This window comes from Erythrobacter sp. S43, assembly GCF_057364955.1.
In genome coordinates, this window is the sequence record NZ_CP200285.1 from 1,234,828 (window position 1) to 1,260,054 (window position 25,227).

The following is a 25,227-nucleotide window of genomic DNA, read 5'->3' on the forward strand; positions in this document are numbered from 1 at the left end:
CCCTCAACTCTGAAGAATGCAGCCTAGCAAACAAAACGGGCGGGACCAGCCCCTTGCCGATCCCGCCCCCTTTTAGCGTTCTGCGCTTGCAGCCTTAGAAGATCTCGAAAAGACCCGCTGCGCCCATGCCGCCACCAACACACATGGTGACGACTGCGTATTTCGCGCCGCGGCGTTTGCCTTCGATCAGCGCGTGGCCGGTGCAACGTGCGCCAGTCATACCATAGGGGTGACCGATCGAGATCGAGCCGCCGTTGACGTTGAGAATGTCGTTATCGATGCCGAGCTTGTCGCGGCAGTACAGAACCTGCACGGCGAAGGCTTCGTTCAGCTCCCAAAGGCCGATATCGTCCATTTTCAGTCCGGTCTGCTTGAGCAGCTTCGGAATGGCGAAGACCGGGCCAATGCCCATTTCGTCCGGCTCCGTGCCTGCAACGGCCATGCCGACATAACGGCCCAGCGGCTCAAGGCCCTTCTGCTCGGCAATTTTGGCTTCCATCAGCACCGATGCGCTCGAACCGTCCGAAAGCTGCGAAGCGTTGCCGGCGGTGATTACCTTATCTGGACCCATCACCGGATTGAGCGAAGCGAGACCTTCCAGCGTGGTCGACGGGCGGTTGCCTTCGTCCTTGGTCAGCGTGTGCTCGACCTGGCTGATTTCGCCGGTTTCTTTGTCCTTCACCATCATGGTGGTGGTCGCAGGAACGATCTCTGCGTCGAAGTGACCGGCTTCCTGACCAGCCGCGGTGCGCTGCTGCGATTGCAGGGCGTATTCGTCCTGCGCTTCGCGGCTGATGCCGTAACGTGCTGCCACGGTTTCAGCGGTTCCGAGCATCGGCATGTAAACGTCTTTGTGCATCGCGATCAGCGAGGGATCGGGAGCAACGCGCATTTCAGGCGTCTGGACCATCGAGATCGAGTCCTGACCACCGCCAACGACGATGTCCATGTTGTCGACAACGATCTGCTTGGCAGCGGTCGCAATCGCCATCAGGCCTGAAGAGCACTGACGGTCGATGGTCTGGGCGGCGACGGTTACCGGAGCACCACCGCGCAGCGCGACCTGACGGCCAATGTTACCTGCCTGCGTGCCCTGCGTGAGGACTGCGCCCCACACGACATCGTCGACTTCGCCGCCTTCGATGCCGGCGCGTTCAACAGCGGCTTTGTAAGAGAACGAGCCGAGCGTTGCGCCGGGCGTTGCGTTGAAGCCGCCTTTGTAAGCGCGCCCGATCGGCGTGCGGGCGGTGGAGACGATGACTGCGTCACGTGACATATTGGGGGTGTCCTTTCGAAAGGTGATACGATCCGGCCCCGCATGGCGCGGGGCGCAAATTCTGAATTGATCCGGTCAAGTCAGACGAAGAAAAGCGTCATCCACTCACAGATTAGAGCGGGCTTGTCTTCGCCTTCGATCTCGATGGTGATTTCGCAGGTCTGCTGCCATTGGCCCGGGCGCTTTTCGACCATTTCGGTCAGCTTCCAGTGACCACGAATGCGCTTGCCGGTGCGGACCGGGTTGATGAAGCGGGTTTTGTTGCCGCCATAGTTCACCGCCATCTTGATCCCGTCGAGGCGCGGAACATCGCTGTCAGCGGTCAGAGCCGGGATCATCGACAGGGTCATAAAGCCGTGCGCGATGGTGCCACCAAACGGCGTCATCTTTGCAGCTTCTTCATTGATGTGAATGAACTGGTGGTCGCCAGTCGCATCCGCGAACATGTTGACCTTTTCCTGGCTCATCTCGACCCAGTTGCTGGTGCCGATATGCTCGCCGACTTTCGCGGCCAGATCCTGTGGTGACATGGGAGGCTCCTCTACCTTTTGCGCCACACGATCGAGCCGAATGGCAGGTTTACGTTTACGTTAAGTGTCGCCTTAATGGCAGGCGCCACGCGCAAACGCAATGGTAAAGGTAGGCGGCAGATTATGCCGTTACGGCATCGCCTGAATGGCTACCGGTCGGGGTGGAACGAGAACGGCGTTCGCGGCGCTTATCCTTGGATGAACGCTTGCCCGTCTGCTCCAGCTTGGCCCGCTCTGATTCGATCCGCTTGCAATAGGAATTGAGTCCGATTTGCAGGCCGATAATCATCAGCATCACCGGCTGATAGGCGATGCCCTGGAACAGCGCGCCGACGATGTAGATGATGCTCGCCATTTGCAGCGCAGTCGCCATGGGCGAAATCCACGCCTCTTGCTCTTCGGTCTTGTCTTTCCACCGCCGCCGGATCCGCTCCATCTGCCAAACGCCGAGGCCTTGCAAAAGCAGCCAGATGGTGAGGCCAGGATAACCTTGCTCACCCAGCAGCTCGAAGATAGCCGAGTGATAGGCGCGCCCCTCATCGGTCACTTCGCGATACTCGATAGTGGTGGTGTTTTCGGTCTCTTCTTTCACTGGCATTTCATAAGTGAAGCTGTTTCCGCGATAGGCATCAAAGCCGCCGCCAAACGGGTTCTGCGCAGCGTAATCGATGGTCCATTCCCACACCGCCATACGGGTGGAGGCGCTTTCATCACCGCCCGGCTGCGCGATGGTGGACATACGCTCGTAATAGCTTTGCGGAAGGAACGGCAGAGCGACCATGCCCAGCACCGCGCCCGCCGCCATCAGCGTCAACCGGCGCTTCACATAGCGCAGCAGCAACACGCCCAGCACAGCGATACAGACCAGACCCGTGCGCGCTTCGGTTCCAATGGGAACGAGCAAACACGCAAAAATCAGCAGGACTGCAAAAGTCGTGACGGTCCAATGCGGTTTGAAGATCGTGCCAAAGCGCGTGAACCACCAGATCAACGGGGTCAGCGCGATGGCGACCGTGGCCAGCGTTGAACTTTCATAAATACCGCTGTTGTCGTTGACGAAGTATTTGAGGTTCTCATACCCGCCACCGCCGAGCACGGTTTTCATGCCCGTGCCGATGACGATCGTGGCAATCGAGAGCACCAACACAAGGCCGAGCCCTTCCAACCGCTCCCGCGTCGTCAGTGTCAAAGGCAAGAAAAGCGCAAACAGCAGCGCCTTCCACACCCACTCCCATTTGGTCGCAGCGTTTTCGGGATAGTCGGCATTGCCGGTGGTCCAAAAACAATAGAGCAACAAAGCGAGGATTAGGCCTTGCCGCGCGCTGAAGGTCACGCCGTCCTTGCGGTCCATCAGCAGCCAACCGCCAAAGGCCGCGCCAAAAGCGATCAGCGAAACAGGGATATCCGTTATGAGCGAGTATCCGATGCGCTGCGGTGCGAGGATGTCGATATACACATACAGCATCACCCAGATGTATGGGCGGCGCAGGCCAAGCAGCAGCACGAAGCCGATAAAACCAAGGAAAGCGAGATCGAGCATCAATCGCTCTTCTTCCCGCGCGAAGATGGCCGGCGCGACTTGGCGCTCACAGTCGCGGCTTTCGCTTCTTCTCGCCGCTTTGCGTTGCGTCCAGCGGTGCTCGATTCCATACGGGTGCGGCGCATCGTGTCGCGCATCCTTTCGATCAGCGGGTCGTAATCGACTTCCGTTCGCAGAAACATGCGCACCAGCGCGATGGCGATCAGGCCATGTCCAAGTCCAAGAGCGATGTAGTCAATCATTGCGGCTGCGTTGCTTCCAAATGCGGGCGTGAGCCCGTTCGTTTGCAGGCATGTAGCGCAGCTGGGTTGACGCGGTGTTAAGCACATCTGTGCCAATGGACCTTTCATGACACGCGTTCTTCACGTTTTGGACCACTCACTACCGCTCCACAGCGGCTACACCTTCCGCACGCGCGCAATCCTGAAAGCGCAGGAAGCCCATGGGCTGGAGGTGCGCGGCATCACCGGACTGCGGCATCAGGCGAGCCTGAAAGAAGCTGGCGAGCTTGAGCCGGTCGAGACTGTCGACGATCTGACATTTCATCGCACTGAAGGCAAAGCTGGCGGCTTGCCGGGTATCGCCGAAACACGCGAAATGGCGGCATTGTCAGCCGCCATCCGCAACCTGGCCGAAGAATGGCGCCCTGACATTATCCACGCCCACTCGCCCGCTTTGTGCGGCGGCGGGGCACAGCGTGCGGCAGAATCGCTCGGTATTCCGTTCGTCTATGAAATCCGCGCCTTCTGGGAAGATGCTGCCGTGGGCAATCGCACCGGCACCGAAGGATCGATCAAATACCGCATGACCCGCGCGCTGGAGACGCAGATCGTCAAGCGCGCCGATGCGGTCTTCACCATCTGTCAGGGCCTGCGTGACGATCTGATCAAGCGCGGGATCAGCTCTGGGAAAATCGGCGTCATGCCCAACGGTGTCGACTTGTCGCTGTTTGGCGATCCGCCCCCACGCGATGACGCGCTGGCTGCGGAGCTTGGCCTTGAGCCCGATACGCCCGTGATCGGCTATATCGGCAGTTTCTATGATTATGAGGGCGTCGACGATCTAATCGCAGCGATGCCAATCTTGCGCCGCGAATATCCCGAAGCGCGCTTGCTGCTGGTCGGCGCGGGAGAAATGGATGCAGAATGGCGCACTAAGGCCGCTGCCCTGCCCGAACCCGATGCTGTGATTTTCACAGGCCGCGTGCCGCATAGCGAGGTTGAGCGATATTACTCGCTGATCGATGTGCTGGCCTATCCGCGCAAAGCCTCGCGCCTGACTGATCTAGTCACGCCCTTGAAACCGCTCGAAGCCATGGCGCAGCGCCGCATTGTCGCCGCGTCCAATGTCGGCGGCCACCGTGAGCTGATGACGCAAGGCGAGAACGGTTTCCTTTTCGCACCAGACGACCCTGCCGCTTGCGCCGTCGCACTGTCGGAAGTGCTTGATTCGCGTGAAGATTGGGATGCGATCCGTAGTCGCGGCGTTGAGCATGTCCGCGCCCGGCATAGCTGGCACACCAACGCCGCGCGTTATCTAGACGTTTACCATCTCTTGCTAACCGACCGCAATGAAACAGATGGGCGAGAGCCCGCCGATTTCCAGAGAACTCTGGAGACACACGGTTAGAGCAGGTGCACGAACGTGTTTAAACGATCCAAAGGCGTAGAGTTGAAAGCGCGCCGCAAATCAAAGCCCATCACGCAACAGGCGGTCTTTGTGCCGAGCCTCGCAGTTTGGGGCGCCCTTGTTGGCGCGGCGATGCTCTATGTTCTGCCCTATTCAGTGGTGAAACGCCTGACCCCGCAGCCGATCTTTGATGTGATCGCACCAAACACTCACTCTGTCGCAATCGCTATCGCTGCGATCTGTGGTGCCATTGGCATGTTTGTTCTCGCGCGACTGATCCAGCGCAAAGCAATGGCAGAAACGGATGAGGTGGAATCTGACGATTTCGAAGACGCCGATGCCTTCACCATCGATCCGAGCGAAGACCTTGGTAGCGAAAGCCTGGATGCGCCGCTGGAAGACGACACCTTCGAGCTAGAAGAGCCTGCCGCGAGCGATTTCGATGATTTTGACGACTTCAGCAACCACGATCCCGAATGGGTCGAGGATCTGCGTGAGGAAGAGCAATCTGATCCACTAAACGATCATCTGGCGAGCTGGGCCAAAAGTCCGCAAGTTGGTTCGCGTGATGAAGATTTCCGTTTCGCCGGCACTGAGCTAGAGCTGGAGCTAGACCACGAGGCTGACGCTCAGCCCGTCGAACCGCTTGATCTGGGCTCGCCTGAAGAGGACGTCGTCGAAGAAGAATCAGCTGCGAAAGAGGCTCCCGCGGTTCCGGTCGAATCAGCCATCGAAAAGCTGCGCGCCGTGTCACCACAGGACCTTAGCCTTGTACAGATGGTCGAGCGGTTGGCGGTTGCCTTGCACGAAAACAAAGCGTCGGCGCATTCTCGTGCCACCGCGCAAGACCGTGATGCCGAGCTCGCCGAGGCACTCAGGACCCTTTCTCGCCTGACCGAAGAAGGCGCCCAGTCTACGGATGCGGCCAAAGGTGAAATGCGCGAAGCGATCTCAAAGCTTCAAAACCTGCGCGGCGCCGCCTAAACGGCGCGCCGAGCAACGGCACAAATTGAGCGATCTGCAACAAGATCGCCGCGCGTTTGCGCAAAGCGCAATCAAATATAAGCATAGCTATACCTATGCGAAATAAACTTTCGTCTTTCGCAGTTGCAAAATCGTGATCCTGTCGGCAATAGGGGGTCGAACGAGTGGGAGCAGCCTCGGCGCTCGCTTCCTGCACGACACCCTGCCGTTGTCTGCTCCCTTGCGAACGTCGCAAGCCGGGTCGCAGGCATTGGCATCTGACAGAACGGATCTTTGCCATGGGATTGCCCAATTCCCAGGGTCTTTACGACCCGAGAAACGAACACGACGCCTGCGGAGTAGGCATGGTTGCGCATATCAAAGGCGCGCAAAGCCATGCAATTATCGAGCAAGCGCTGGAGATTCTCGACAAGCTTGATCACCGAGGCGCGGTGGGCGCTGACCCGCTTTTGGGCGATGGCGCGGGCCTATTGATCCAGATTCCCGACCCTCTTATCCGAAAATGGGCGGATGAGAACGGCCACGATCTGCCGCAGCCAGGCGATTATGGTGTCGCGATGTGCTTCTTGCCGCAGAACGAAGAAGCGCGTGCGTTTGTCGCGGATCGTTTCGAGAAATTCACCGCCAAGGAAGGCCAGACCTTCATCGGCTGGCGCGATGTGCCGACCACATTGGATGGTCTGGGCGATGCCGTGATCGAATCCATGCCCGTGATCCAGATGGCGATAATCGGTCGCGGTGAAAGCTGCGCCGATCAAGACGCATTTGAGCGCAAGCTGCTGGTTATCCGGAAACAGGTGCAAAACCCGCTCGAGAAGTTGGCCAAGAAGCACGATATGCCGACGCTGGTCGACACATATCTGCCGAGCTTTTCCTCACGCACGGTTGTTTACAAGGGCCTTCTGCTCGCCAGTCAGGTGGGCAGTTTCTACGACGATTTGCGCGATCCCGATTGCGTCTCAGCACTGGGCCTTGTGCACCAGCGATTCTCTACCAACACGTTCCCGAGCTGGCGCCTGGCGCACCCGTTCCGCCTGATTGCGCACAATGGTGAGATCAACACCAACCGGGGCAATGTGAACTGGATGAATGCGCGTCGCCGCACGATGGAAAGCGACCTGCTCGGCACCGATCTCGACAAGATGTGGCCGATTATCCCACATGGTCAGTCGGACACGGCCTGCCTCGACAACGCGCTCGAATTGCTGCTGGCGGGTGGATACTCGCTGGCGCACGCGATGATGATGCTGATTCCAGAAGCGTGGGCGGGCAACACATTGATGGATCCGAAGCGCCGCGCGTTTTACGAATATCACGCCGCGTTGATGGAGCCATGGGATGGCCCGGCGGCGGTGTGCTTCACCGATGGCCGCCAAATCGGCGCGACGCTTGACCGCAATGGCCTGCGCCCCGCGCGCTTCTGCGTGACCAAGGACGACATCGTTTGCCTCGCATCGGAAAGCGGCGTTCTGCCCTTTGCCGAGGAAGACATCACCCGCAAATGGCGTCTGCAACCGGGCAAAATGCTCCTGATCGACCTTGAGCAAGGCCGCATCATCGAAGACGAAGAACTGAAAGCTGATCTCGCAGGCGCAGAGCCTTACGCCGATTGGCTGGATAAGGCGCAGTTCAAACTCGAAGACCTCGACGTTGTCGATCCCGAGTTTGAAGAACTGCCGCAGGACCAGAACCACGAAACACCCACCCTGCTCCAAAGTCAGCAGGCTTTCGGTTACACACAGGAAGACGTTTCGCGTTTTCTTGAGCCGATGGCGGTCAAAGGCGACGATCCGATCGGCTCGATGGGCACCGACACGCCGATTGCGGTGCTGTCTGACCGTGCGCGTCTGCTTTACGACTATTTCAAACAGAACTTCGCGCAGGTGACCAACCCGCCGATTGACCCGATCCGTGAAGAGCTGGTGATGAGCCTGCTTTCCATGATTGGACCGCGCCCGAACCTGCTCGGCCATGACGCCGGCACGCATAAGCGCTTGGAAGTTCAGCAACCAATCCTGACCAATGATGACCTGGCAAAGATCCGTTCGGTTGAAACGACGCTCGACGGCGCGTTCCGCTGTGCCACAGTGGATATCACTTGGGACGCCGAGGCCGGAGTCGAAGGCATTGAGCTAGCGCTGAAAGAGATGTGCTGGGCCGCGACCGAAGCGGTGCTTCAGGATCACAACATCCTTGTGCTGTCTGACCGCGCCCAGAATGAGGGCCGCGTGCCGATGCCTGCATTGCTGGCAACGGCGGCGGTGCATCACCACCTCGTTCGGCAGGGTCTGCGGATGCAAACCGGCCTCGTCATTGAGTCTGGTGAGCCGCGCGAAGTGCACCATTTCTGCGTGCTCGCGGGTTACGGTGCAGAGGCTATCAACCCATACGTCGCTTTCGAAACGCTTGAAGATATTCGTACGCGCAAACACCCCGAAGCCAGCACCGAAGAAGTGCAGCAGAACTACATCAAGGCCATCGGCAAGGGCATCCGTAAGGTCATGTCCAAGATGGGCATCTCGACCTACCAGTCCTATTGCGGCGCGCAGATTTTCGACGCGGTTGGCCTTTCGTCGGAGTTCGTCGAAAAGTTCTTCACCGGCACCGCGACCACGATCGAAGGCGTCGGTCTGGAGCAGGTCGCCGAGGAAAGCGTGCGCCGCCACGCGCAGGCCTATGGTGACAATCCGCTCTATAAAGGCATGCTCGATGTCGGCGGTATCTACCAATACCGTCTGCGCGGAGAGGAGCACGCCTGGACCCCGCAAAACGTCGCGCAATTGCAGCACGCTGTGCGCGGGAACGATCACGCCAATTACGAAGAATTTGCCAAGTCGGTGAACGAGCAGAGCGAGCGCCTGCTGACCATTCGCGGGTTGATGGAATTCAAAAAAGCCGACCAGCCGATTCCACTCGAAGAAGTCGAGCCCGCTGCCGAAATCGTCAAACGCTTCAGCACCGGCGCGATGAGCTTCGGCTCGATCAGCCATGAAGCGCACTCGACGCTGGCCGTTGCGATGAACCGCATTGGCGGTCGCTCGAATACCGGTGAAGGCGGCGAAGAACCGTTCCGTTTCCAGCCGATGGACAACGGCGATTCCATGCGGAGCCGCATTAAGCAGGTGGCATCGGGCCGCTTTGGGGTGACCACCGAGTATCTCGTCAATTCGGACGATATCCAGATCAAGATGGCGCAAGGTGCGAAGCCCGGTGAGGGCGGGCAGTTACCCGGCCACAAGGTCGACAAGCGCATCGGCGCAGTGCGTCACTCGACACCGGGCGTTGGCCTGATCTCGCCACCACCGCACCACGACATCTACTCGATCGAAGACCTCGCGCAGCTGATCCACGACCTCAAGAACGTGAACACCGACGCGCGGATTTCGGTGAAGCTCGTTTCCGAAGTGGGCGTAGGCACCGTGGCTGCTGGCGTGTCGAAAGCACGCGCCGACCATGTGACCATTTCGGGCTATGACGGCGGGACCGGCGCATCACCGCTGACCTCGCTCACCCATGCGGGATCGCCTTGGGAGATCGGTCTGGCCGAAACGCAGCAGACGCTGCTCCTCAATGACCTTCGCAGCCGCATTGCGGTTCAGGTTGATGGCGGACTGCGCACCGGACGTGACGTCGCCATTGGTGCGTTGCTGGGCGCGGACGAGTTCGGCTTTGCCACCGCCCCGCTGATTGCGGCAGGCTGCATTATGATGCGCAAGTGTCACCTGAACACGTGCCCGGTTGGCGTCGCGACGCAAGATCCGGTGCTGCGCAAGCGCTTCACCGGTACGCCCGAACATGTCGTCAACTACATGTTCTTCGTCGCCGAAGAGCTGCGCACGATCATGGCCGAAATGGGCTTCCGCACCGTTCAGGAAATGGTTGGCCGCGTTGACCGTCTCGACATGAGCCGCATGCACCGCCACTGGAAGGCGCGTGGGATCAATCTTGATCGTCTGCTGCACGCACCCGCGATCGCCGAGGACGCGCCTCTCTATAACACCGAGGGGCAGGATCACGGCCTGAATGCCGCGCTCGACAACACGTTGATCGCTGATTGCAAAGACGCAATCGAGGCGAAGAAGCCGGTCCAGCTCGATTATGAAGTGCGCAATGTGAACCGCACCGTGGGCACCATGCTTTCGGGTGAAGTTGCCAAGGCGCATGGCCATGAAGGGCTGCCGCCAGACACGATCCGCATCAACATGTCGGGCGTCGCCGGCCAAAGCTTTGGCGCATGGCTCGCGCATGGTGTGACGATTGATCTCTCCGGCGATGCCAACGACTATGTCGGCAAGGGGCTTTCGGGCGGTCGCATCATCATCCGCCAGCCAGACGCTGCGGATCGTGATCCACGTCAGAACATCATCGTCGGCAATACTGTGCTTTACGGCGCAATTGCGGGCGAGGCCTATTTCAACGGCGTCGCAGGCGAACGCTTCGCGGTGCGCAACTCAGGCGCCATCGCCGTGGTCGAAGGTGCGGGCGATCACGCCTGCGAATATATGACCGGCGGCGTGGTCGTGGTGCTCGGACGCACGGGCCGCAACTTCGCAGCCGGAATGAGCGGCGGCGTCGCCTATGTTTATGATCCCAAGGGCACTTTCAATGAACGCGTAAACCATGCGCAGGTCGACCTTATTTCGATCAGTGCGGAGGCTGACACTGATGAAGGGACGGGCCGACCGAAACAGCGTGGCACATCGGTCAACGATTTCGGCATGGGTGACATGCTCCGCCACGATGCCGAGCGTCTGCGCATCCTGATCGAACGCCACCAGCTGCACACCGGATCGCAGGCTGCCGCTGACATGCTGGCGGACTGGGACAACGTGCTGGGCAAGTTCGTCAAGGTTATGCCGCGCGATTACAAGCGGGCGCTTGAGACGCTTGAAGCCGAACGCAATGAAGCTGCCAGCGTGGCAGCGGAGTAAGAGTTAGAGCAATGGGCAAAGACACCGGATTTCTCGAACTGGATCGCCGCGAGCGCGATTATCTCGATCCCAAAGAGCGGTTGAACAATTACCGCGAATTCGTCGTTCAACCGAGCGATGAAACGCTGACCGCGCAGGCCTCGCGCTGCATGGATTGCGGCATTCCCTATTGTCACAACGGCTGTCCGGTGAACAACATGATCCCGGACTGGAACCACCTCGTCTACGAGAACGACTGGAAGAACGCGCTCGACGTTCTGCACTCCACGAACAACTTCCCCGAGTTCACCGGCCGCATCTGCCCCGCCCCATGCGAGGCGAGTTGTACTCTCAACATCATTGATCAGCCAGTGACGATCAAATCGATCGAAGCCGCGATCATTGACCGCGGATGGCAGGAAGGCTGGGTCAAACCTCAGGTTCCGGAAACAAAGACCGGCAAGTCGGTAGCCGTGGTCGGCTCCGGCCCAGCAGGCATGGCCGCAGCCCAGCAACTTGCGCGTGCGGGCCACAGCGTCACCGTCTTCGAAAAGAACGACCGCGTTGGCGGACTTCTGCGGTACGGCATTCCTGACTTTAAAATGGAAAAGCACCTGATCAACCGGCGCTGCGTCCAGATGGAGGCCGAGGGGGTCGAATTCAAAACCTCGAAAGAAGTCGGCGTCGATATCTCTTTCAAGAGCTTGCAGGAGAACTTTGACGCCATCGTTCTGGCAGGCGGTTCGGAAGACGCGCGCCAGCTGGCAATCCCGGGCGCAGAAATGCAGGGCGTTCGCCTGGCAATGGAGTTCCTGACCCAGCAGAACAAGCGTAACGCAGGAGACGATGAACTGCGCGCCGCGCCGCGCGGCAGTCTTCTCGCGACGGGCAAGGATGTGGTTGTGATCGGCGGCGGTGATACCGGGTCCGACTGTGTTGGCACCTCCAACCGTCAGGGCGCGAAGAGCGTCACCCAGCTGGAGATCATGCCCAAGCCTCCCAAGGCCGAGGACAAGGCACTGACCTGGCCCGATTGGCCGGTGAAGCTGCGGACTTCCTCCAGCCACGAAGAAGGCGTTGAGCGCGACTGGGCGGTGCTGACTAAACGCGTGGTCGGCGACGGCGAAACGCTCACTGGCCTCGAATGTGTTCGGGTCGAGTGGAACGAGGGCAAGATGGAAGAGATCGCAGGCAGCGAGTTCACCATCCCTGCTGATCTGATCCTGCTCGCTATGGGCTTCGTCGGCTCGAAAAAGGCTGGCTTGCTGGAGCAGGCCGGCGTGGAGCTGACCGGGCGCGGCAATGTCGAGGCCAACACCGAGGACTACACCACGAGCATTCCCGGCGTCTTTGCATGCGGTGATATGCGCCGCGGGCAAAGCCTAGTTGTCTGGGCGATCCGTGAAGGTCGTCAGGCCGCTCGCGCGGTTGACGAGGCGCTGATGGGGGCCTCCGCCCTTCCCCGCTGAAGCCTCTGTTTCACGTCGCGCAAAAGCCACATGGTGCAAAAATGCGGACCCCGCATTTCGGGGCGCTTGCCATGGGCGCGGGTTTGCACCTAGAGACTCTTACACAAAGAAATGCGCGCGGCGCGGCGAGATAATGAGGAATCTTGCCCGTTTTTAGCTTTGTTTACAAAGTTATAAGCGTCGAAGAGCATAGAGGTCAGAGCAGCTCTATCTAAAGAGCCACGAGAGGGGTCGAAGCCGATGGCGGCGCACATTTCGAAAAGCATGAATCACGTCTTGGAACAGGCAAGAGCACTTGGCTTTGCCGCCACCAGTATCGCTGCACTCGCTTGGGCTAACCCAGCCTTGGCAGATGCTGCGGCAGAGGAAGAGACGGAGACTGTTCTGCCGGTTGAGGCTGCCGAACAGGACAGCACCGACCTTTCTGCCACACTGCTACCAGAGGATGTCGCGCGGTACGCACCGCAAACCGCACCGGCGCCAGTGGCCGGCATTGCCCCCGCAGTCGCGCTGCAGGGCAAGGCGCTGATCCCGCCGGGCAAGCCAAAGAAGTCAGACGTCAAACTCGTTGTCTCGCAGTTCCTCGATGTGCCTGCTTCCGGCAGCTATGATCCCATCGCGCGTTACAGCGGTCGCGCAGACGCCTACATCAGCCTGGGTGGCAGCAATTTCGGTCTTGATGACAGCTGGCAGTTGAACATCCGCCCCGAATTCACTTGGGGCAAAACGTCGAACGGCGTCATCGGCCTTATCCCGAACAACACCGCCCTGTTCCGCCCGGAAGGCGCAGGGAATTTCGACGTCTCGGTCAACATCTCGAAGACATGGCCCGGCGGCACCAACTTGACCGTGGGCAAGATCAACGTGCTCGATATCTCGGGCGCTCTACCGGTGGTGGAAAGCGACGGGCATTACGGGTTCCAGAACCTTGGCCTCGCTTTGCCGCCGACCGCCGTTGTGCCGAACACGCTGACCGGCGCGCAACTTACTGTGCCGACCAAGAACTGGATTTACCGCTTCTGGGTGTTCGATCCGGACAGCCAGTATGAACGCACCGGCTTCGAAACCGGGTTTGAAAGCGGCGTCGCCTTTATGGCGGCTGCGGCTTACAAGGCGCGCATCGGCAAGATGCCGGGTGTCTACAACTTCGCCGTGGTCGGCTCGACACGCAACAGCTTTGCGGTCGATATTCTGCCCCGCGCCCTGACCCCGCCGCCGCCGCCAATCGGCACCTTCGGTGATGAGTCCAACGAGCTCGCGGTGCAGCTTTCGGCCTATCAATTCGTGAAGCTTTATCCCGAAGCACCGGGCAAAGGCTGGGGCATCCTCGCCCGTTTTCAGGCCTCTGGCGGCGATCCGACGTTCCTCGACTATTCGGGCTATGTCGGCATTTCCGGTAACCCGCGTTTCCGCCCGCAAGACCGCTTTGGCCTCGCGTGGTTCCAGTATTCGCTCACAGACGAGTTGGTGAACGACATCGCGTTCCGCCTGCCGATCGAAGATGAATGGGGCATCGAGGCGTTCTACACTGTGGGCGCGAAAAATGGCTTCCAGTTCACGCTCAACGCGCAATTCATCGACAGTGCTATCGCGTTTCGCGACAACGGGCTGCTGGTTGGCGGACGGCTGACCAAAGCGTTTTAACTTAGCGAATCCGCGCAAAGCCTCTATCGATAAGCAAGCCTGAAACCTCGCGTTTCAGGGACTTGTTTGGTTGGAGCCCACGCCATGAAATCGTTTGTACGCTGTTTCTCGCTTGCTGCGGCGGCCTTGCTCAGCGCCTGCGCCACTTCTTCGCACAAAGCCGCAGTCGGCGTGGACACCGCTCCACCCGAAATCACCGAATGGATGCCGCAGCCTGCCATTCTGGTGTTCTCGAAAACGCTGGGCTGGCGGCATAATGAGGGGATCGCTGGCGGCGATGCGTTCTTCGTGAAGGTGGCGCGGGAATTTGGTTACGGCATTTTCACGACGGCCAACGGCGCGGTCTTCAACGATGAGAACTTGGCACGTTTCGATGTGGTGGTGTTCAACAACGCCACCGGAGATATCCTCACCGAAGCGCAAGAAGCCGCGTTTCAGCGTTGGCTTGAAGGCGGCGGCGGTTGGATCGGACTACACTCTGCCGGAGACGCTTCGCAGAACAGTTGGGAATGGTATCAGCAAACGTTGATCGGGCCGCGCTTTATTGGTCACCCCGCTGGCCCACAATTTCAAACCGCCCGTGTCGAGGTGCTCTCACGAGATCATCCAGTTACGCGGAATCTCCCCACCAGCTGGGAGCACCGGGATGAGTGGTACAGTTTTGACGGGCCCGCGCAGGCACACGGGATGAAGCCACTACTAGGCCTCGACGAGAGCACCTATCGCCCGCGTAACGATGAATATGGGGATGTCTCGGACCTGCGAATGGGCGAAGGTGCGATCAACCACCCGATCGTGTGGAGCCGCTGTCCGGGCCAGGGTCGGGCGGTCTACTCCGCCGTCGGACATAGCGACGAAAGCTATGACGATCCGCACTATGTCACGCTGCTAAAGAACGCATTTCGCTGGGTCAGCCGCCGGACCGATCCAAAGGGCGCCGCCTGCAACTAAGGCTAGCGCTTCATCTGCTCGCACACCCGACGCACACCGCTACGCTCGGATCGTGCCGCAACCGCGCCTCGGCAATCTCTTCGCCACAGGTGGTGCAATATCCCCATTCGCCATCATCGAGCCGTTCCAGCGCGGCTTTGATCCGCAGCTTCTCCTGTCCGCGTCGACGCTCTTGCGCCTGAGCCATCGCTTGCTGCTGCATGGCGTCCATACGGGATAGGCGCCCGACGCTGTCTTGTTGTAGTTCGACCGTGTCACGGCTATCGGCGTTCGCGACATCTTCTCGCGCCAGTTCCTCCTGGCGGACAAGCAAAGCGGCACGGGCTTCGTCTTCGGTCATGTTAGCGACCAGTCAATCGGCTCCAGCCCATGGCCCTCCAAGAAGGCATTGGCCTGACTGAAAGGCTTGGAGCCAAAGAAGCCGCGATGGGCAGAAAGCGGGCTTGGGTGCGGTGACTTAATTACAAGATGCCGATCACTCCGGCCAAGTGCGGCGATGCGTCCAGCCTTCTTCGCGGCGTGGCTGCCCCACAAAATGAACACGCAAGGCTTAGCACGCTCGGCCACGGCCTTTACACATGCATCGGTGATCGCATCCCACCCGCGTCCAGCATGACTGCCAGCCTGCGCTTGCTGAACCGTCAGTGTGTTGTTGAGCAGCAGCACGCCCTGTTCGGCCCATGGTGTGAGGTTTCCAGTATCAGAGCGCGGGATGCCGAGGTCCGCCTCAAGCTCTTTGTACATGTTGGCAAGCGAAGGCGGCACCTTCACTCCGTCCTGCACCGAGAACGCCAATCCATGCGCCTGACCCGGCCCGTGATAGGGATCTTGCCCCAGGATCACCACACGCACCGCATCGAGCGGCGTGAGCGCCAGTGCGGCCAGCCTCTGGCCCCTGGGTGGGTAGATCACCTTGCCAGCCGATTCCTCAGCGCGCAGCCATCCTCCGAGCTTGCGAGCCTCTTGTGTTGCAAGCGCCGGCTCCAACGTGCCGCGCCAGCTTTCAGGGATGTTCTCGCCTGCCATGCAAACGAAGTTACACCCGCTTGCATCAAAGGGGCGAGAGGCCCCTTCCCCTCTTTCCCCAATCGGCGTAATGAAGCCGCGCAATGACAGTCCATTTTCATGAAGAAGATCTGCCCGACGGCGTGCTGCAAGGCAGCAGCGACCTCGCCGTCGATACCGAAACCATGGGTCTGCTGACCCCGCGCGATCGCCTGTGTGTGGTGCAGATCAGCGACGGGACCGGTGACGAACACCTAGTGCGGTTCAATCCGGGCAGCAGCTACGACGCGCCCAATCTCACCGCTATCCTTGCCGATCCTACACGCACGAAGCTGTACCACTTTGGCCGCTTCGATCTGGCGGCGATCCAGTACTATCTTGGCGTTATGGCAGCCCCGGTGTTCTGCACCAAAATCGCCAGCAAACTGGTGCGCACGTATACCGACCGGCATGGCCTCAAAAACCTTGTCGAAGAGCTGCTCGGAGAAAGCATTTCCAAGCAGCAACAAAGCAGCGATTGGGGCGGACCGGAGCTCAGCGATGCACAGCGCGAATATGCGGCATCGGATGTGCGCTTCCTTCACCGCATGCGTGACGAACTGATCATCCGGCTGGAGCGCGAAGGACGCATGGAGATGGCGCAATCCTGCTTTGACTTCCTGCCCACCCGCGCACTGCTCGACATCGCAGGCTGGGCCGATCACGATATCTTCAGCCACTCGTAATCCGAAACACCGTACTGATCCGCCATGGGCCAACAACGCCGCATCGAAACACAGGAAGCCAGAGCGCTGCGCAACAAGCGTCAGCACTTTGCCGCACCTGGTGGATCGCACGATACGCTGATCGGTATCCTCGCGCGGGTGCTGCCGATGCTGGTGGGCGTGGTTGCGGCGTTTATGATCATAACCCCGCTCAGCCCGGGCAGCGAAGTCAGCTTCCTGCTCGATCGCGACAAAGTGGCGATGATTGACGAGCGATTGAGCGTCGACAAAGCCATGTATCGCGGACGTGATGACGAGGACCGGCCGTTTTCAGTCACTGCCGGATCGGCAGTGCAAAGATCCAGTTCCGAGGGTATTGTGCGGATGGAGGATCTCGCCGCGCAATTGATCCTTCCTGAAGGACCGGCACGGATCATTGCGCCCGGCGGCGCATATGACATTCGATCCGAAGTCGTTTCGGTCAACGATGCGCTGCGGATGGAAGCCGCTGACGGCTATCGCATGGTCGCGCGCGGGGTTTCCATCGATATGAAAAACCGCACGATGAGCGGCGACGAAGGGGTCGAAGGTGAAATCCCCGCAGGCACTTTCTCGGCCAATTCGGCGCGCATTGACCTTGACGCGCGGATTATCGCGCTGGAAGGAAATGCCCGTGTCCGCATGGTGCCCGGTCAGCTCAGAATTCCGCAAACACCCAAGCTGCCCCGATAAAACCGCCACGATGACAAGGAACAAGAACATGTCTCGCACTCGTAAGTCTTCGCATCTTGGCCGGGTGGCTCTTGGCTGGTTTGCCGGAGGGTTTGCTCTCACGGCAGCTTTGGCAGCAGGCGTGGCACTTCAGGCGCAGGCGATTGCGGGCCACAACTCAAATGCACCAGTCAGCTTCGGTGCAGACCGGATCGAACTTCAGGACCGCGCCAACCGCGTGATCCTTTCAGGCAATGTCGTGATCAATCAGGCGAACCTGCAATTGCGTTCGGCTCGCACCTTGCTGAACTACACCGATGCGGGCGGCAAGCTAGATCTCAATCGCATCACAGCCACTGGCGGCGTGGTTGTGACGCGCGGAAATGAACGCGCGAGCGGAAGCACCGCGATCTATGATTTCAACCGCCGCATCATCACCATGGCCGGAAACGTTCAGCTCAATCGCGGTAGTGACCGTTTGAGCGGCGGGCGTCTGGTCATCGATCTGCGCTCCGGTGTATCCAGCGTCGATGGCAGCGCGGCGGGCAGCTCCAATCCCGATTTGCCAGCAGGCACCAATGGCTCTGGCCGGGTGACGGGGACCTTCTCTGTTCCCGACTAAACCAAGCTTACGACTTAATACGCTTTGTCGTGGACCAGCACGCGCAGTGTTTGGGCCATAATCCGGATGTCGCGGCGGATCGACCAGTTCGAGATGTATTCGAGATCGGACTCCAGCCTGTCGGTGAGGTCCTTCTCCTCCTCCGTCGCGCCACGATGGCCGCGCACCTGAGCTAGTCCAGTCAGACCAGGTTTGAGCGAGTGGCGGCGCCAGTATCCCGCATCAACTTCCCAAAACAGCTTGCTGTTCGCACGGCTGGCCAAGGCATGTGGACGCGGGCCCACAATCGACATCTCACCACGCAGAACATTGATCAACTGTGGCAGCTCATCAATGCTGGTGCGACGAATAAAGCGGCCAATGCGGGTGATGCGTTCATCATTGCGCCCTGTTGATTGCGCCCCGTCCGCATCGAGCTTCTCTGCGCGCATGCTGCGGAACTTCAGCAATTTGAAGAACTCGTTTCCGCGCCCCAGTCGTTTTTGAACAAACAAGACGGGTCCGCCATCCTCCAGCTTGATCAGAAGCGCGACCAGCAGAAGCAGAGGGGCAAAAAAGACTGTCGCCAAGCCCGCAACCACAAGATCAAAGCCGCGCTTCAAAATGCGCCCGCGCAATCCAAGCGGGCCGCGTGACACGACCAATGTCGTTCGCTCTTGCCCATCGTAACGGTGCACGCCAATCGCACCCAGCGCATGGGCAGGATCGCTGACAATCTCGCCATAAATGCCGGTGGATTTCAGCAGCACGCTCCAGCTGCCGCGACGTCCTTCTGGGCAACTCACGACAACTTTGTCCTGATTGCGCAAGAGCTTGCCGAGCCGGTCAAGCATATACGGGTCATGGCTGCGCGGATCGAGATCAAAGTCACTCGCCGAAACAGCTACGCCATTTTCCAGTGCAAATTCTGGCCCGCCATCATTGATCACCAACAGATTACGGACTTTGCCACCCCAATACCGCTCAACGACAAATGGGATCAGACGGCGGTAGGAAACTAGCGCAATCGCCGCGAGCATCAGGCCCAGTGTGACCGACACGCGCGAGAACTGGGCATTTGATTTGGTGTAGAAGGCGAGGAAGTTCATCAACGCCGCGGCAACCACCAAAGCGATGAGCATTTTGCGAGACGCAAATATCCAGTCGCTGAGAGTTTTGGTGGAATAGGTCGAATTGTAGAGCGCGATCGTAAAATACACTGGCAGCATCGCCTGGACCGCCAACATCGCGCGCGGCTCCCACCACATGCCTTCGTAAAGAAATGAGGCCAGCGCAAAGCTAAGATGCAGCAGCACCGCATCCATGACCAACATCAGAGCATAGGCCCGTAGGCGTCTCCGCTCCAGCGAAGGTGCAATTTGGTTTGCATCAATGTCGAGCTGAGCTGGGGTAAGCAGCGGCCCGGAGTGAGTGTTCATAGAGCTTTCCGCCCTTTTCGTACGACCTACGTATTGCCCCTAGGCTGACGGTATACGGTAAAAGGGTCGTCAATGGGCGGTGTGCGGCGCCCTTTATCCCGATTTATCTATCGGCGCGCCGCAAAACGGGTAATTTCCGCAAGGTCCTGCGCCAACAGAAGCTCGGCGGTCTGGCTGTTCGTCAGCAGAGATCGGTGCAAATCGATCAGGCGCGGAATAAGGCGATCAAGCTTGCGCCGTTGCGATCCGCGCCTCTCCGGCACGTTCCACCGGCCAAGCTGCATGCGGATGTCCCGCTCTTCGCGCCAAAAGATACCAAGCTGTGCCTTCTCGCCCTTACCGAGCGCATCGAAATTGCCACGCGGGCCGAGCTTGGCTGTGATCTGCGCCAATTGCGATGCGCGCCGCTCCAGCGCCAGCAACAAACCGACCGGGTTCAGCCCCAATTCGCGCATGCGCCGAATTTCCTTGTCGAGCTTACCCGTTTCGCCGCCCATCACCGCATTGACGAGAGGCTGAAAGCCATCCTCCTCAGTCGCGGCGCCGATGGCTTCGTAGTCTTCGACACTCGCCGACTTGGGCGATTGCGGATCGGCGTCGCAGTAAAGTGCCAGCTTCGTCACCTCGGACTGCGCCAGCCTCACATCCAGTCCCGCCGCGCGCGCAATCCGCTCGGCAAGATCCCCGCCCAGCCGCAGGCCCGCCGCATCTGCCATGCCGCGCACTGACACCGCCACAGACTGCATGTCGGGCGGATAGAACATCGCCACCATCCCATCGGGCCGCTTTTCGAGCAATTTGGCAGTGCGCGCTTTGTCCGTGGCGGAAGTGGCAACGATCAGGACGGGTGCGGCGTCGCCAGCGCCCGCCTCTCCGGTTTCAACAAGCGCCTTGACCGCGTCGTGCGCCTCATCACCGGTCGCGCGCACAAAAATGTGCCGCTTGTCGCCAAACAGGGATGCCGAACGCGCTTCATCGCCAAGCATAGCGGGATCGCGCTTGAGGTCGGCTCCGGTGATATCTACCCGCTCACCCGCGTCGGGCAGCGCCTCGATAATCGCGCTGGCCGCAGCCGAGGCTCCGGCTTCATCGGGGCCGCAGAAAAAGAAGATTGAGGCGTCCGCCGCACCGCGCGGAATGCCGCGGGCAAAATCGCGCTGGGTCGCCTTCACTCAGATCCCTCTGAGCCATTACGCAAGGTCAGCGCGATACGCGTTACCATCCGGTCGGCGACTTCCTTGGCGAGGTTTTCCAGCGCCGTCTGCTCGGCGGCGATGGTCGCGTATTCGCTGGAAACCACGTCGATCCCCGCATCCGAACCGGAAGTCGCATCAAGCAGGATTTCACCCGTGGTCAAATCAACCAACTGATAGCGCGCGCGCAATATCCGGCGTTCGCGGCTGATCGTATCATCGTTGAGCACGCCCAGGGCTTCAAGCGCATCATCCAGCCGCACATCAAGCCGATAGCGAGCGGGAACGTCACCGCCAGCCACGCCCAGCCGGTCTTGCAGTGCGTTGCGGATCAACCAGCCATCACGGCCCGGAATGGCGGGCACTTCCACCGCAGCCAAACCTTGCGCCACGCCAGTGCTGCCGCTGGAATAGAGCGGTTGCAGGCCACATCCCGCCAATGGAAGGGAGAGCGCCAGCATCGCTGCGGCGGGCAAGGCGCCCATGCGCGTCATGTGACGATATTGACCAGTCTGTCAGGCACCACGATCACCTTGCGAATATCCGCTCCGTCGATCGAACGCTGGACCTTCTCGCTCGCCAAAGCAAGCGCTTCGAGGTCGTCTTTCGACGCTCCCTTAGGCGCAGTCAGCGTGTCGCGCAGCTTACCCATATGCTGGATGGCGATGGTAACTTCATCTTCGACCAGCAGGGCCGGATCGTGCGCAGGCCATGGGGCATCGGCGATGAGGCTTGCATTGCCCATACTCGCATGCGCTTCCTCCGCGAGGTGCGGCATCATCGGGCTGACCATGTGCAGGATCGCGTTGATCGCGAAATTGCGGCTTTCGCTCGGGTTCGCCTTTTCCGCTGCGCCGGTTAGTTCATAAAGGCGCGCGACCGCCTTGTTGAAGCTGAGCGCCTCGATATCCTCAGCCACCGCGACGATCGTCTGGTGCGCCTTCCGCGCGAGCTGTTTGTCTTCGCCAGTCGCGCCAGCATCATAGCTGTCGAACAGACGCCAGAGACGCTGGACGAAGCGCCAGCAGCCTTCGATTCCCGCTTCGGACCACGGCAGATCGCGCTCGGGCGGGCTGTCTGAGAGCATGAACCAGCGCGCCGCATCCGCGCCGTAGTTGGCGATGATGTTGTCGGGGTCGACGACGTTCTTCTTCGACTTCGACATCTTCACGACGCGGCCCGGCGTAACCGGCTTGCCGCCTTCGACAGTCACCCAGTCCGCGCCGTCTTTCTTGACCTCATCAGGGCTCAACCACGAGCCATCGCCGAGGCTGTATGTCTCGTGCGTCACCATGCCCTGAGTGAACAACGCCGCGAAAGGCTCCTTCACGTCCAACTTGCCGATATGCGCCAAAGCACGCGTCCAGAAACGGGCGTAGAGCAGGTGCAGGATCGCGTGCTCGATTCCGCCGATATATTGTTCGACCGGAAGCCATGCGGCGATTTCCTTCGGATCAAACGGCGCATTGTCGGGCTGGCTTGCAAAGCGCAGGAAGTACCACGAGCTATCCGCAAACGTGTCAAGCGTGTCGGTCTCGCGCCGCGCTGCGCTGCCGCATTTCGGACAATCGACATGCTTCCAGGTCGCGTGCCGCTCCAGCGGATTACCCGGCGTTTCGAAGTCGATGTCTTCGGGCAGTGTAACGGGCAGCTGGTCCTTGGGCACCGGAACCACGCCGCAGGTGTCGCAGTGAATGAACGGGATCGGCGTGCCCCAGTAACGCTGGCGCGAAATGCCCCAATCGCGCAGGCGCCACACGGTCGTGCCCTCGCCCCAGCTGCCATCTTCGGCACGCCGGATCACTTCCGCCTTGGCATCCTCGACGCTCATTCCATCAAGGAAGTCCGAATTGACGATCACACCGTCGCCCGGCTCTGCCTCGTTGCCCATCGGCTCGCTGGCTTTGGACGGATCGGACGCGACGACACGGGCAATCGGAAGCTCGTATTTGGTCGCGAATTCAAAGTCGCGTTGGTCGTGTCCCGGCACGCCCATCACGGCGCCGGTGCCGTAATCCATCAGCACGAAGTTGGCGATGAACACGGGCATAGCCTCACCGCTGAACGGGTGCTTGGCAGTGATATCGGTTTTGAAGCCGAGCTTTTCGGCGGTTTCGAGCTCGGCAGCGGTGGTGCCGCCCTTCTTGCATTCCTCGATAAACGCCGCGACCGCCGGATCAGCCGCCAGCCCCTGTGCAATCGGGTGGTCTGCCGCGATGGCGCAGAAGCTCGCGCCGAAAATCGTATCAGGGCGCGTGGTATAAACCGGCAGCTTCTCGCCATTCGAGAGATCAAAGCTGAATTCCAGACCAGACGACTTGCCGATCCAGTTTTCCTGCATGAGCCGCACCTTGTCAGGCCAGTCTTTCAGATCGCCCAGCCCGTCCAGCAGGTCCTCGGCAAAGTCGGTGATCTTGAGGAACCACTGGTCGAGCTTGCGCTTCTCAACTTCGGCACCCGAACGCCAGCCTTTGCCGTCAATCACCTGCTCGTTGGCGAGCACAGTCATGTCGACCGGATCCCAGTTCACTTCCGACTGGCGGCGATAGACAAGCCCTGCCTCGTACATATCGATGAAAAGCGCCTGCTCGTGCCCGTAATATTCGGGGTCACAGGTGGCGAATTCGCGTGTCCAATCGAGCGCAAAGCCGATGCGCTGCAACTGCTCTTTCATCGCTGCGATATTGGCCCGCGTCCATTCGCCGGGATGGACCTTCTTCTCCATCGCCGCGTTTTCAGCCGGCATGCCGAACGCGTCCCAGCCCATCGGGTGCAGCACTTCGTGTCCGCGCATCTTCTTGTAGCGTGCGAGCACGTCGCCCATCGTATAGTTGCGCACGTGCCCCATATGGATGCGCCCCGATGGATAGGGGAACATCTCGAGGATGTAGCTCTTGGGCTTGTCGCTGTTGCTGTCGGCGGTGAAGGTGCCGGCATCTGCCCACGCACGCTGCCAGCGCCCATCGGCCTGCGACGGATCGAAACGGGTATCAGTCATGGAATGTCCGCTAACGCGAAAAAGACTATCCGGCTACTGCCTTACGACGCAGATCGCGCGCTTTGGTCAGAATAATGTCTTCCAGCTTCTGAACCGTTGCGGCCTGAACCGGCGCATCAACCCAGCTGCCACTCTGGGCAACCTGACGGATGGCGGCCACGCGCAGCGCATCGGCACGAAGATCCTGATCAAGGATCGTGATGGTCAGCTTGACCCGCTCACTCGGATTGCTGGGGTTGGCGTACCAATCGGTCACGATCACACCGCCGGCGCTGTCCGCTTGAAGCAGCGGAGCGAAGCTGACGGTTTCAAGCGAAGCGCGCCACAGAAACGCGTTTACGCCAATCGCATTAAGCTGAGCAGCCTGAAGATCGGTGGTCGGGCGTCCGCTGCCACCACATGCAGAAAGCAGCGCGAGTGCCGTGCCCAGCATCAATGTCTTTGTCGGGCCTGAAAAAACGTGTTTGGCGCGTGTCACGGCGTAATGTCCCTCTGTGTCCATGTCATGGCTCTATAAACTCCAAGCGCCCTGCGGCAAGCGCCTTCGTCACTCGGTCCACCATGAAAAATCCTGCTTCGATTGGGTTTGAGAGCCTTTCTACAGGCTGAACTGCGCATCGCAGAGCAGGCAATCGCCCGAAACAAAGTGTGCAGTTGGGCAACACTGTATCACCAACCGTGTCAATCATGGGGCGAATCGATTGCGAAATGCGGTATCTTAGTCCTAGGTTGTTAGCGCTAAAGATTCTTGATCAGCTATCGTTCAGGCTAACCGTGCTTGGGAGACACTGATAAATCTACGCAAAAAACAGGGAAGTGACGTTAAAGTGGCTCAAGAAACCGCCAAGATCGAGAAAGCGAAGCGCTCCGCGCCGCTGATCGGCATGGCCGGCATTCTTGCTCTGGCCCTGCCTTCCTCTGGTCTTGCTGTTGTTTCGCTTACCGGCAATTCCTCCGCGATTGAGGATGCGGCTATCAGCCTTTTCACGCCCGGTTCTGTTGATCCAGAACTGGCCGCCAAGTTCGCAGATGTCTCTGATAAGCACGGCTCGCGTTTCACGCCTGCTGGCGCAGGGCCGGTTGAGCAGGACCGGTTTGTGACCGTTGCTGTGCGTGTTGACGAACAGACTGCAAAAGCGATTTCGGTTCGCTCCGCCATTCAGGCCACGCCTGGCAAGAACGCGAGCGGCATCGCAGGGCTTCAGGCGTCCAGCTACAATCTCGGCATTGCGCGCGGCTATCAAAGCTTCGCGCGCGCAACCGAGTTGCCAAAGACTGTGCGCGATCTGAAGGTTCCGGATCTGGCAGAATTCAAGCCTGCCGGCCCGACCGCAAAGGACAAGCCAAGCCGTCTGCAACCACGCATCACGCTTGAGGATAAGGCCATTGCCGGCCGCTCGCTCAATACGCTTGATGCGTCGGAAGCTTCGGTTGATGTCGGCGGTTCGTTCCGTCTTTCCAAAAATCTTGATGTGACCGCCGGTGTCCGGCTGTCACAAGAGCGTGATCGTCTCGGCCCGATTGTCGGCCCACAGCAAGACGATCAGGCCGTTTACGTCGGCACTCAGATCAAGTTCTGACCCGCGCCAGTCCATTCCGGGCACAGTGAATTCGTATGAGACAGCCCCGCTTTTGCGGGGTTT

General features: G+C 59.8%; 21 protein-coding genes. 10 read left to right on the top strand and 11 right to left on the bottom strand.

All coding sequences use genetic code 11. From position 1 onward, the window contains the following. Positions 1 to 94: 94 nt before the first annotated feature. From AC0V6K_RS05945 to AC0V6K_RS05960, 4 genes are all read right to left on the bottom strand, one after another. Positions 95 to 1,276, bottom strand: a complete 1,182-nt coding sequence (locus tag AC0V6K_RS05945; RefSeq protein WP_472625544.1) for an acetyl-CoA C-acyltransferase — start codon at positions 1,274 to 1,276, stop codon at positions 95 to 97. Positions 1,277 to 1,356: 80 nt separating this feature from the next. Continuing rightward, positions 1,357 to 1,806: a MaoC family dehydratase gene (locus tag AC0V6K_RS05950; RefSeq protein WP_472625546.1), complete on the bottom strand. Its 450-nt coding sequence runs from the start codon at positions 1,804 to 1,806 to the stop codon at positions 1,357 to 1,359. Positions 1,807 to 1,927: 121 nt separating this feature from the next. After that, the gene (locus AC0V6K_RS05955; protein WP_472625548.1) at positions 1,928 to 3,346 is read right to left on the bottom strand and encodes a putative O-glycosylation ligase, exosortase A system-associated; all 1,419 of its coding nucleotides are present in this window, start codon (positions 3,344 to 3,346) and stop codon (positions 1,928 to 1,930) included. After that, a complete protein-coding gene (locus tag AC0V6K_RS05960; protein WP_472625550.1) occupies positions 3,346 to 3,588 on the bottom strand; it encodes a hypothetical protein in 243 nt (80 codons plus the stop codon). The genes AC0V6K_RS05955 and AC0V6K_RS05960 overlap by 1 nt, the downstream gene beginning before the upstream one ends. Positions 3,589 to 3,694: 106 nt before the next feature. On the opposite strand from AC0V6K_RS05960, the gene AC0V6K_RS05965 reads away from it, so the two are divergent. The 6 genes from AC0V6K_RS05965 to AC0V6K_RS05990 all read left to right on the top strand — a co-directional run bounded on the left by AC0V6K_RS05965 (position 3,695) and on the right by AC0V6K_RS05990 (position 14,933). Beyond that, positions 3,695 to 4,975, top strand: a complete 1,281-nt coding sequence (locus AC0V6K_RS05965; protein ID WP_472625552.1) for a TIGR04063 family PEP-CTERM/XrtA system glycosyltransferase — start codon at positions 3,695 to 3,697, stop codon at positions 4,973 to 4,975. Positions 4,976 to 4,990: 15 nt separating this feature from the next. Then, a complete protein-coding gene (locus AC0V6K_RS05970; protein WP_472625554.1) occupies positions 4,991 to 5,959 on the top strand; it encodes a hypothetical protein in 969 nt (322 codons plus the stop codon). 278 nt (positions 5,960 to 6,237) lie between these two features. After that, positions 6,238 to 10,890 carry a glutamate synthase large subunit gene (gene gltB, locus AC0V6K_RS05975; protein WP_472625556.1) on the top strand — a complete coding sequence of 1,551 codons (4,653 nt, stop codon included), beginning with the start codon at positions 6,238 to 6,240 and terminating at the stop codon, positions 10,888 to 10,890. An 11-nt stretch (positions 10,891 to 10,901) separates the two neighbouring features. Continuing rightward, positions 10,902 to 12,338, top strand: coding sequence for a glutamate synthase subunit beta (locus tag AC0V6K_RS05980; RefSeq protein ID WP_472625557.1), 1,437 nt, complete (start codon positions 10,902 to 10,904; stop codon positions 12,336 to 12,338). Between the two features lie 264 nt (positions 12,339 to 12,602). Then, complete coding sequence (locus AC0V6K_RS05985; RefSeq protein ID WP_472625559.1) at positions 12,603 to 13,982, top strand: carbohydrate porin; 1,380 nt, start codon at positions 12,603 to 12,605, stop codon at positions 13,980 to 13,982. 84 nt (positions 13,983 to 14,066) lie between these two features. Beyond that, positions 14,067 to 14,933: a ThuA domain-containing protein gene (locus AC0V6K_RS05990; protein WP_472625561.1), complete on the top strand. Its 867-nt coding sequence runs from the start codon at positions 14,067 to 14,069 to the stop codon at positions 14,931 to 14,933. A 10-nt stretch (positions 14,934 to 14,943) separates the two neighbouring features. Here the strand turns inward: AC0V6K_RS05990 and AC0V6K_RS05995 are convergent, their stop codons facing one another. After that, on the bottom strand, positions 14,944 to 15,273 hold the full coding sequence (locus tag AC0V6K_RS05995) for a TraR/DksA family transcriptional regulator (RefSeq protein WP_472625563.1): 330 nt from the start codon (positions 15,271 to 15,273) through the stop codon (positions 14,944 to 14,946). Next, positions 15,270 to 15,959, bottom strand: a complete 690-nt coding sequence (ung, locus tag AC0V6K_RS06000; RefSeq protein ID WP_472625565.1) for a uracil-DNA glycosylase — start codon at positions 15,957 to 15,959, stop codon at positions 15,270 to 15,272. Before ung ends, AC0V6K_RS05995 begins: the two co-directional genes overlap by 4 nt. Before the next feature lie 83 nt (positions 15,960 to 16,042). On the opposite strand from ung, the gene AC0V6K_RS06005 reads away from it, so the two are divergent. Genes AC0V6K_RS06005 through AC0V6K_RS06015 form a run of 3 tightly spaced genes read left to right on the top strand, consistent with a single transcriptional unit; the run spans position 16,043 to position 17,975 of the window. Beyond that, a complete protein-coding gene (locus AC0V6K_RS06005) occupies positions 16,043 to 16,663 on the top strand; it encodes a ribonuclease D (RefSeq protein WP_472625567.1) in 621 nt (206 codons plus the stop codon). A 24-nt stretch (positions 16,664 to 16,687) separates the two neighbouring features. Further along, a complete protein-coding gene (locus AC0V6K_RS06010) occupies positions 16,688 to 17,374 on the top strand; it encodes an LPS export ABC transporter periplasmic protein LptC (RefSeq protein ID WP_472625569.1) in 687 nt (228 codons plus the stop codon). Positions 17,375 to 17,402: 28 nt separating this feature from the next. After that, complete coding sequence (locus AC0V6K_RS06015; protein ID WP_472625571.1) at positions 17,403 to 17,975, top strand: LptA/OstA family protein; 573 nt, start codon at positions 17,403 to 17,405, stop codon at positions 17,973 to 17,975. Positions 17,976 to 17,989: 14 nt separating this feature from the next. Here the strand turns inward: AC0V6K_RS06015 and AC0V6K_RS06020 are convergent, their stop codons facing one another. The 5 genes from AC0V6K_RS06020 to AC0V6K_RS06040 form a co-directional block, all read right to left on the bottom strand. Next, on the bottom strand, positions 17,990 to 19,393 hold the full coding sequence (locus AC0V6K_RS06020; RefSeq protein ID WP_472625573.1) for an exopolysaccharide biosynthesis polyprenyl glycosylphosphotransferase: 1,404 nt from the start codon (positions 19,391 to 19,393) through the stop codon (positions 17,990 to 17,992). A 107-nt stretch (positions 19,394 to 19,500) separates the two neighbouring features. After that, complete coding sequence (gene holA, locus AC0V6K_RS06025; protein WP_472625575.1) at positions 19,501 to 20,565, bottom strand: DNA polymerase III subunit delta; 1,065 nt, start codon at positions 20,563 to 20,565, stop codon at positions 19,501 to 19,503. Beyond that, positions 20,562 to 21,080 (bottom strand): LPS assembly lipoprotein LptE, encoded by a 519-nt coding sequence (lptE, locus tag AC0V6K_RS06030; protein ID WP_472625577.1) that lies wholly within the window; start codon positions 21,078 to 21,080, stop codon positions 20,562 to 20,564. The genes holA and lptE overlap by 4 nt, the downstream gene beginning before the upstream one ends. Further along, complete coding sequence (leuS, locus tag AC0V6K_RS06035) at positions 21,077 to 23,584, bottom strand: leucine--tRNA ligase (RefSeq protein WP_472625579.1); 2,508 nt, start codon at positions 23,582 to 23,584, stop codon at positions 21,077 to 21,079. The genes lptE and leuS overlap by 4 nt, the downstream gene beginning before the upstream one ends. Before the next feature lie 25 nt (positions 23,585 to 23,609). Next, positions 23,610 to 24,017 (bottom strand): DUF3576 domain-containing protein, encoded by a 408-nt coding sequence (locus AC0V6K_RS06040; protein ID WP_472626036.1) that lies wholly within the window; start codon positions 24,015 to 24,017, stop codon positions 23,610 to 23,612. Positions 24,018 to 24,411: 394 nt separating this feature from the next. On the opposite strand from AC0V6K_RS06040, the gene AC0V6K_RS06045 reads away from it, so the two are divergent. Further along, positions 24,412 to 25,164, top strand: coding sequence for a hypothetical protein (locus AC0V6K_RS06045; protein WP_472625581.1), 753 nt, complete (start codon positions 24,412 to 24,414; stop codon positions 25,162 to 25,164). Positions 25,165 to 25,227: the final 63 nt, after the last annotated feature.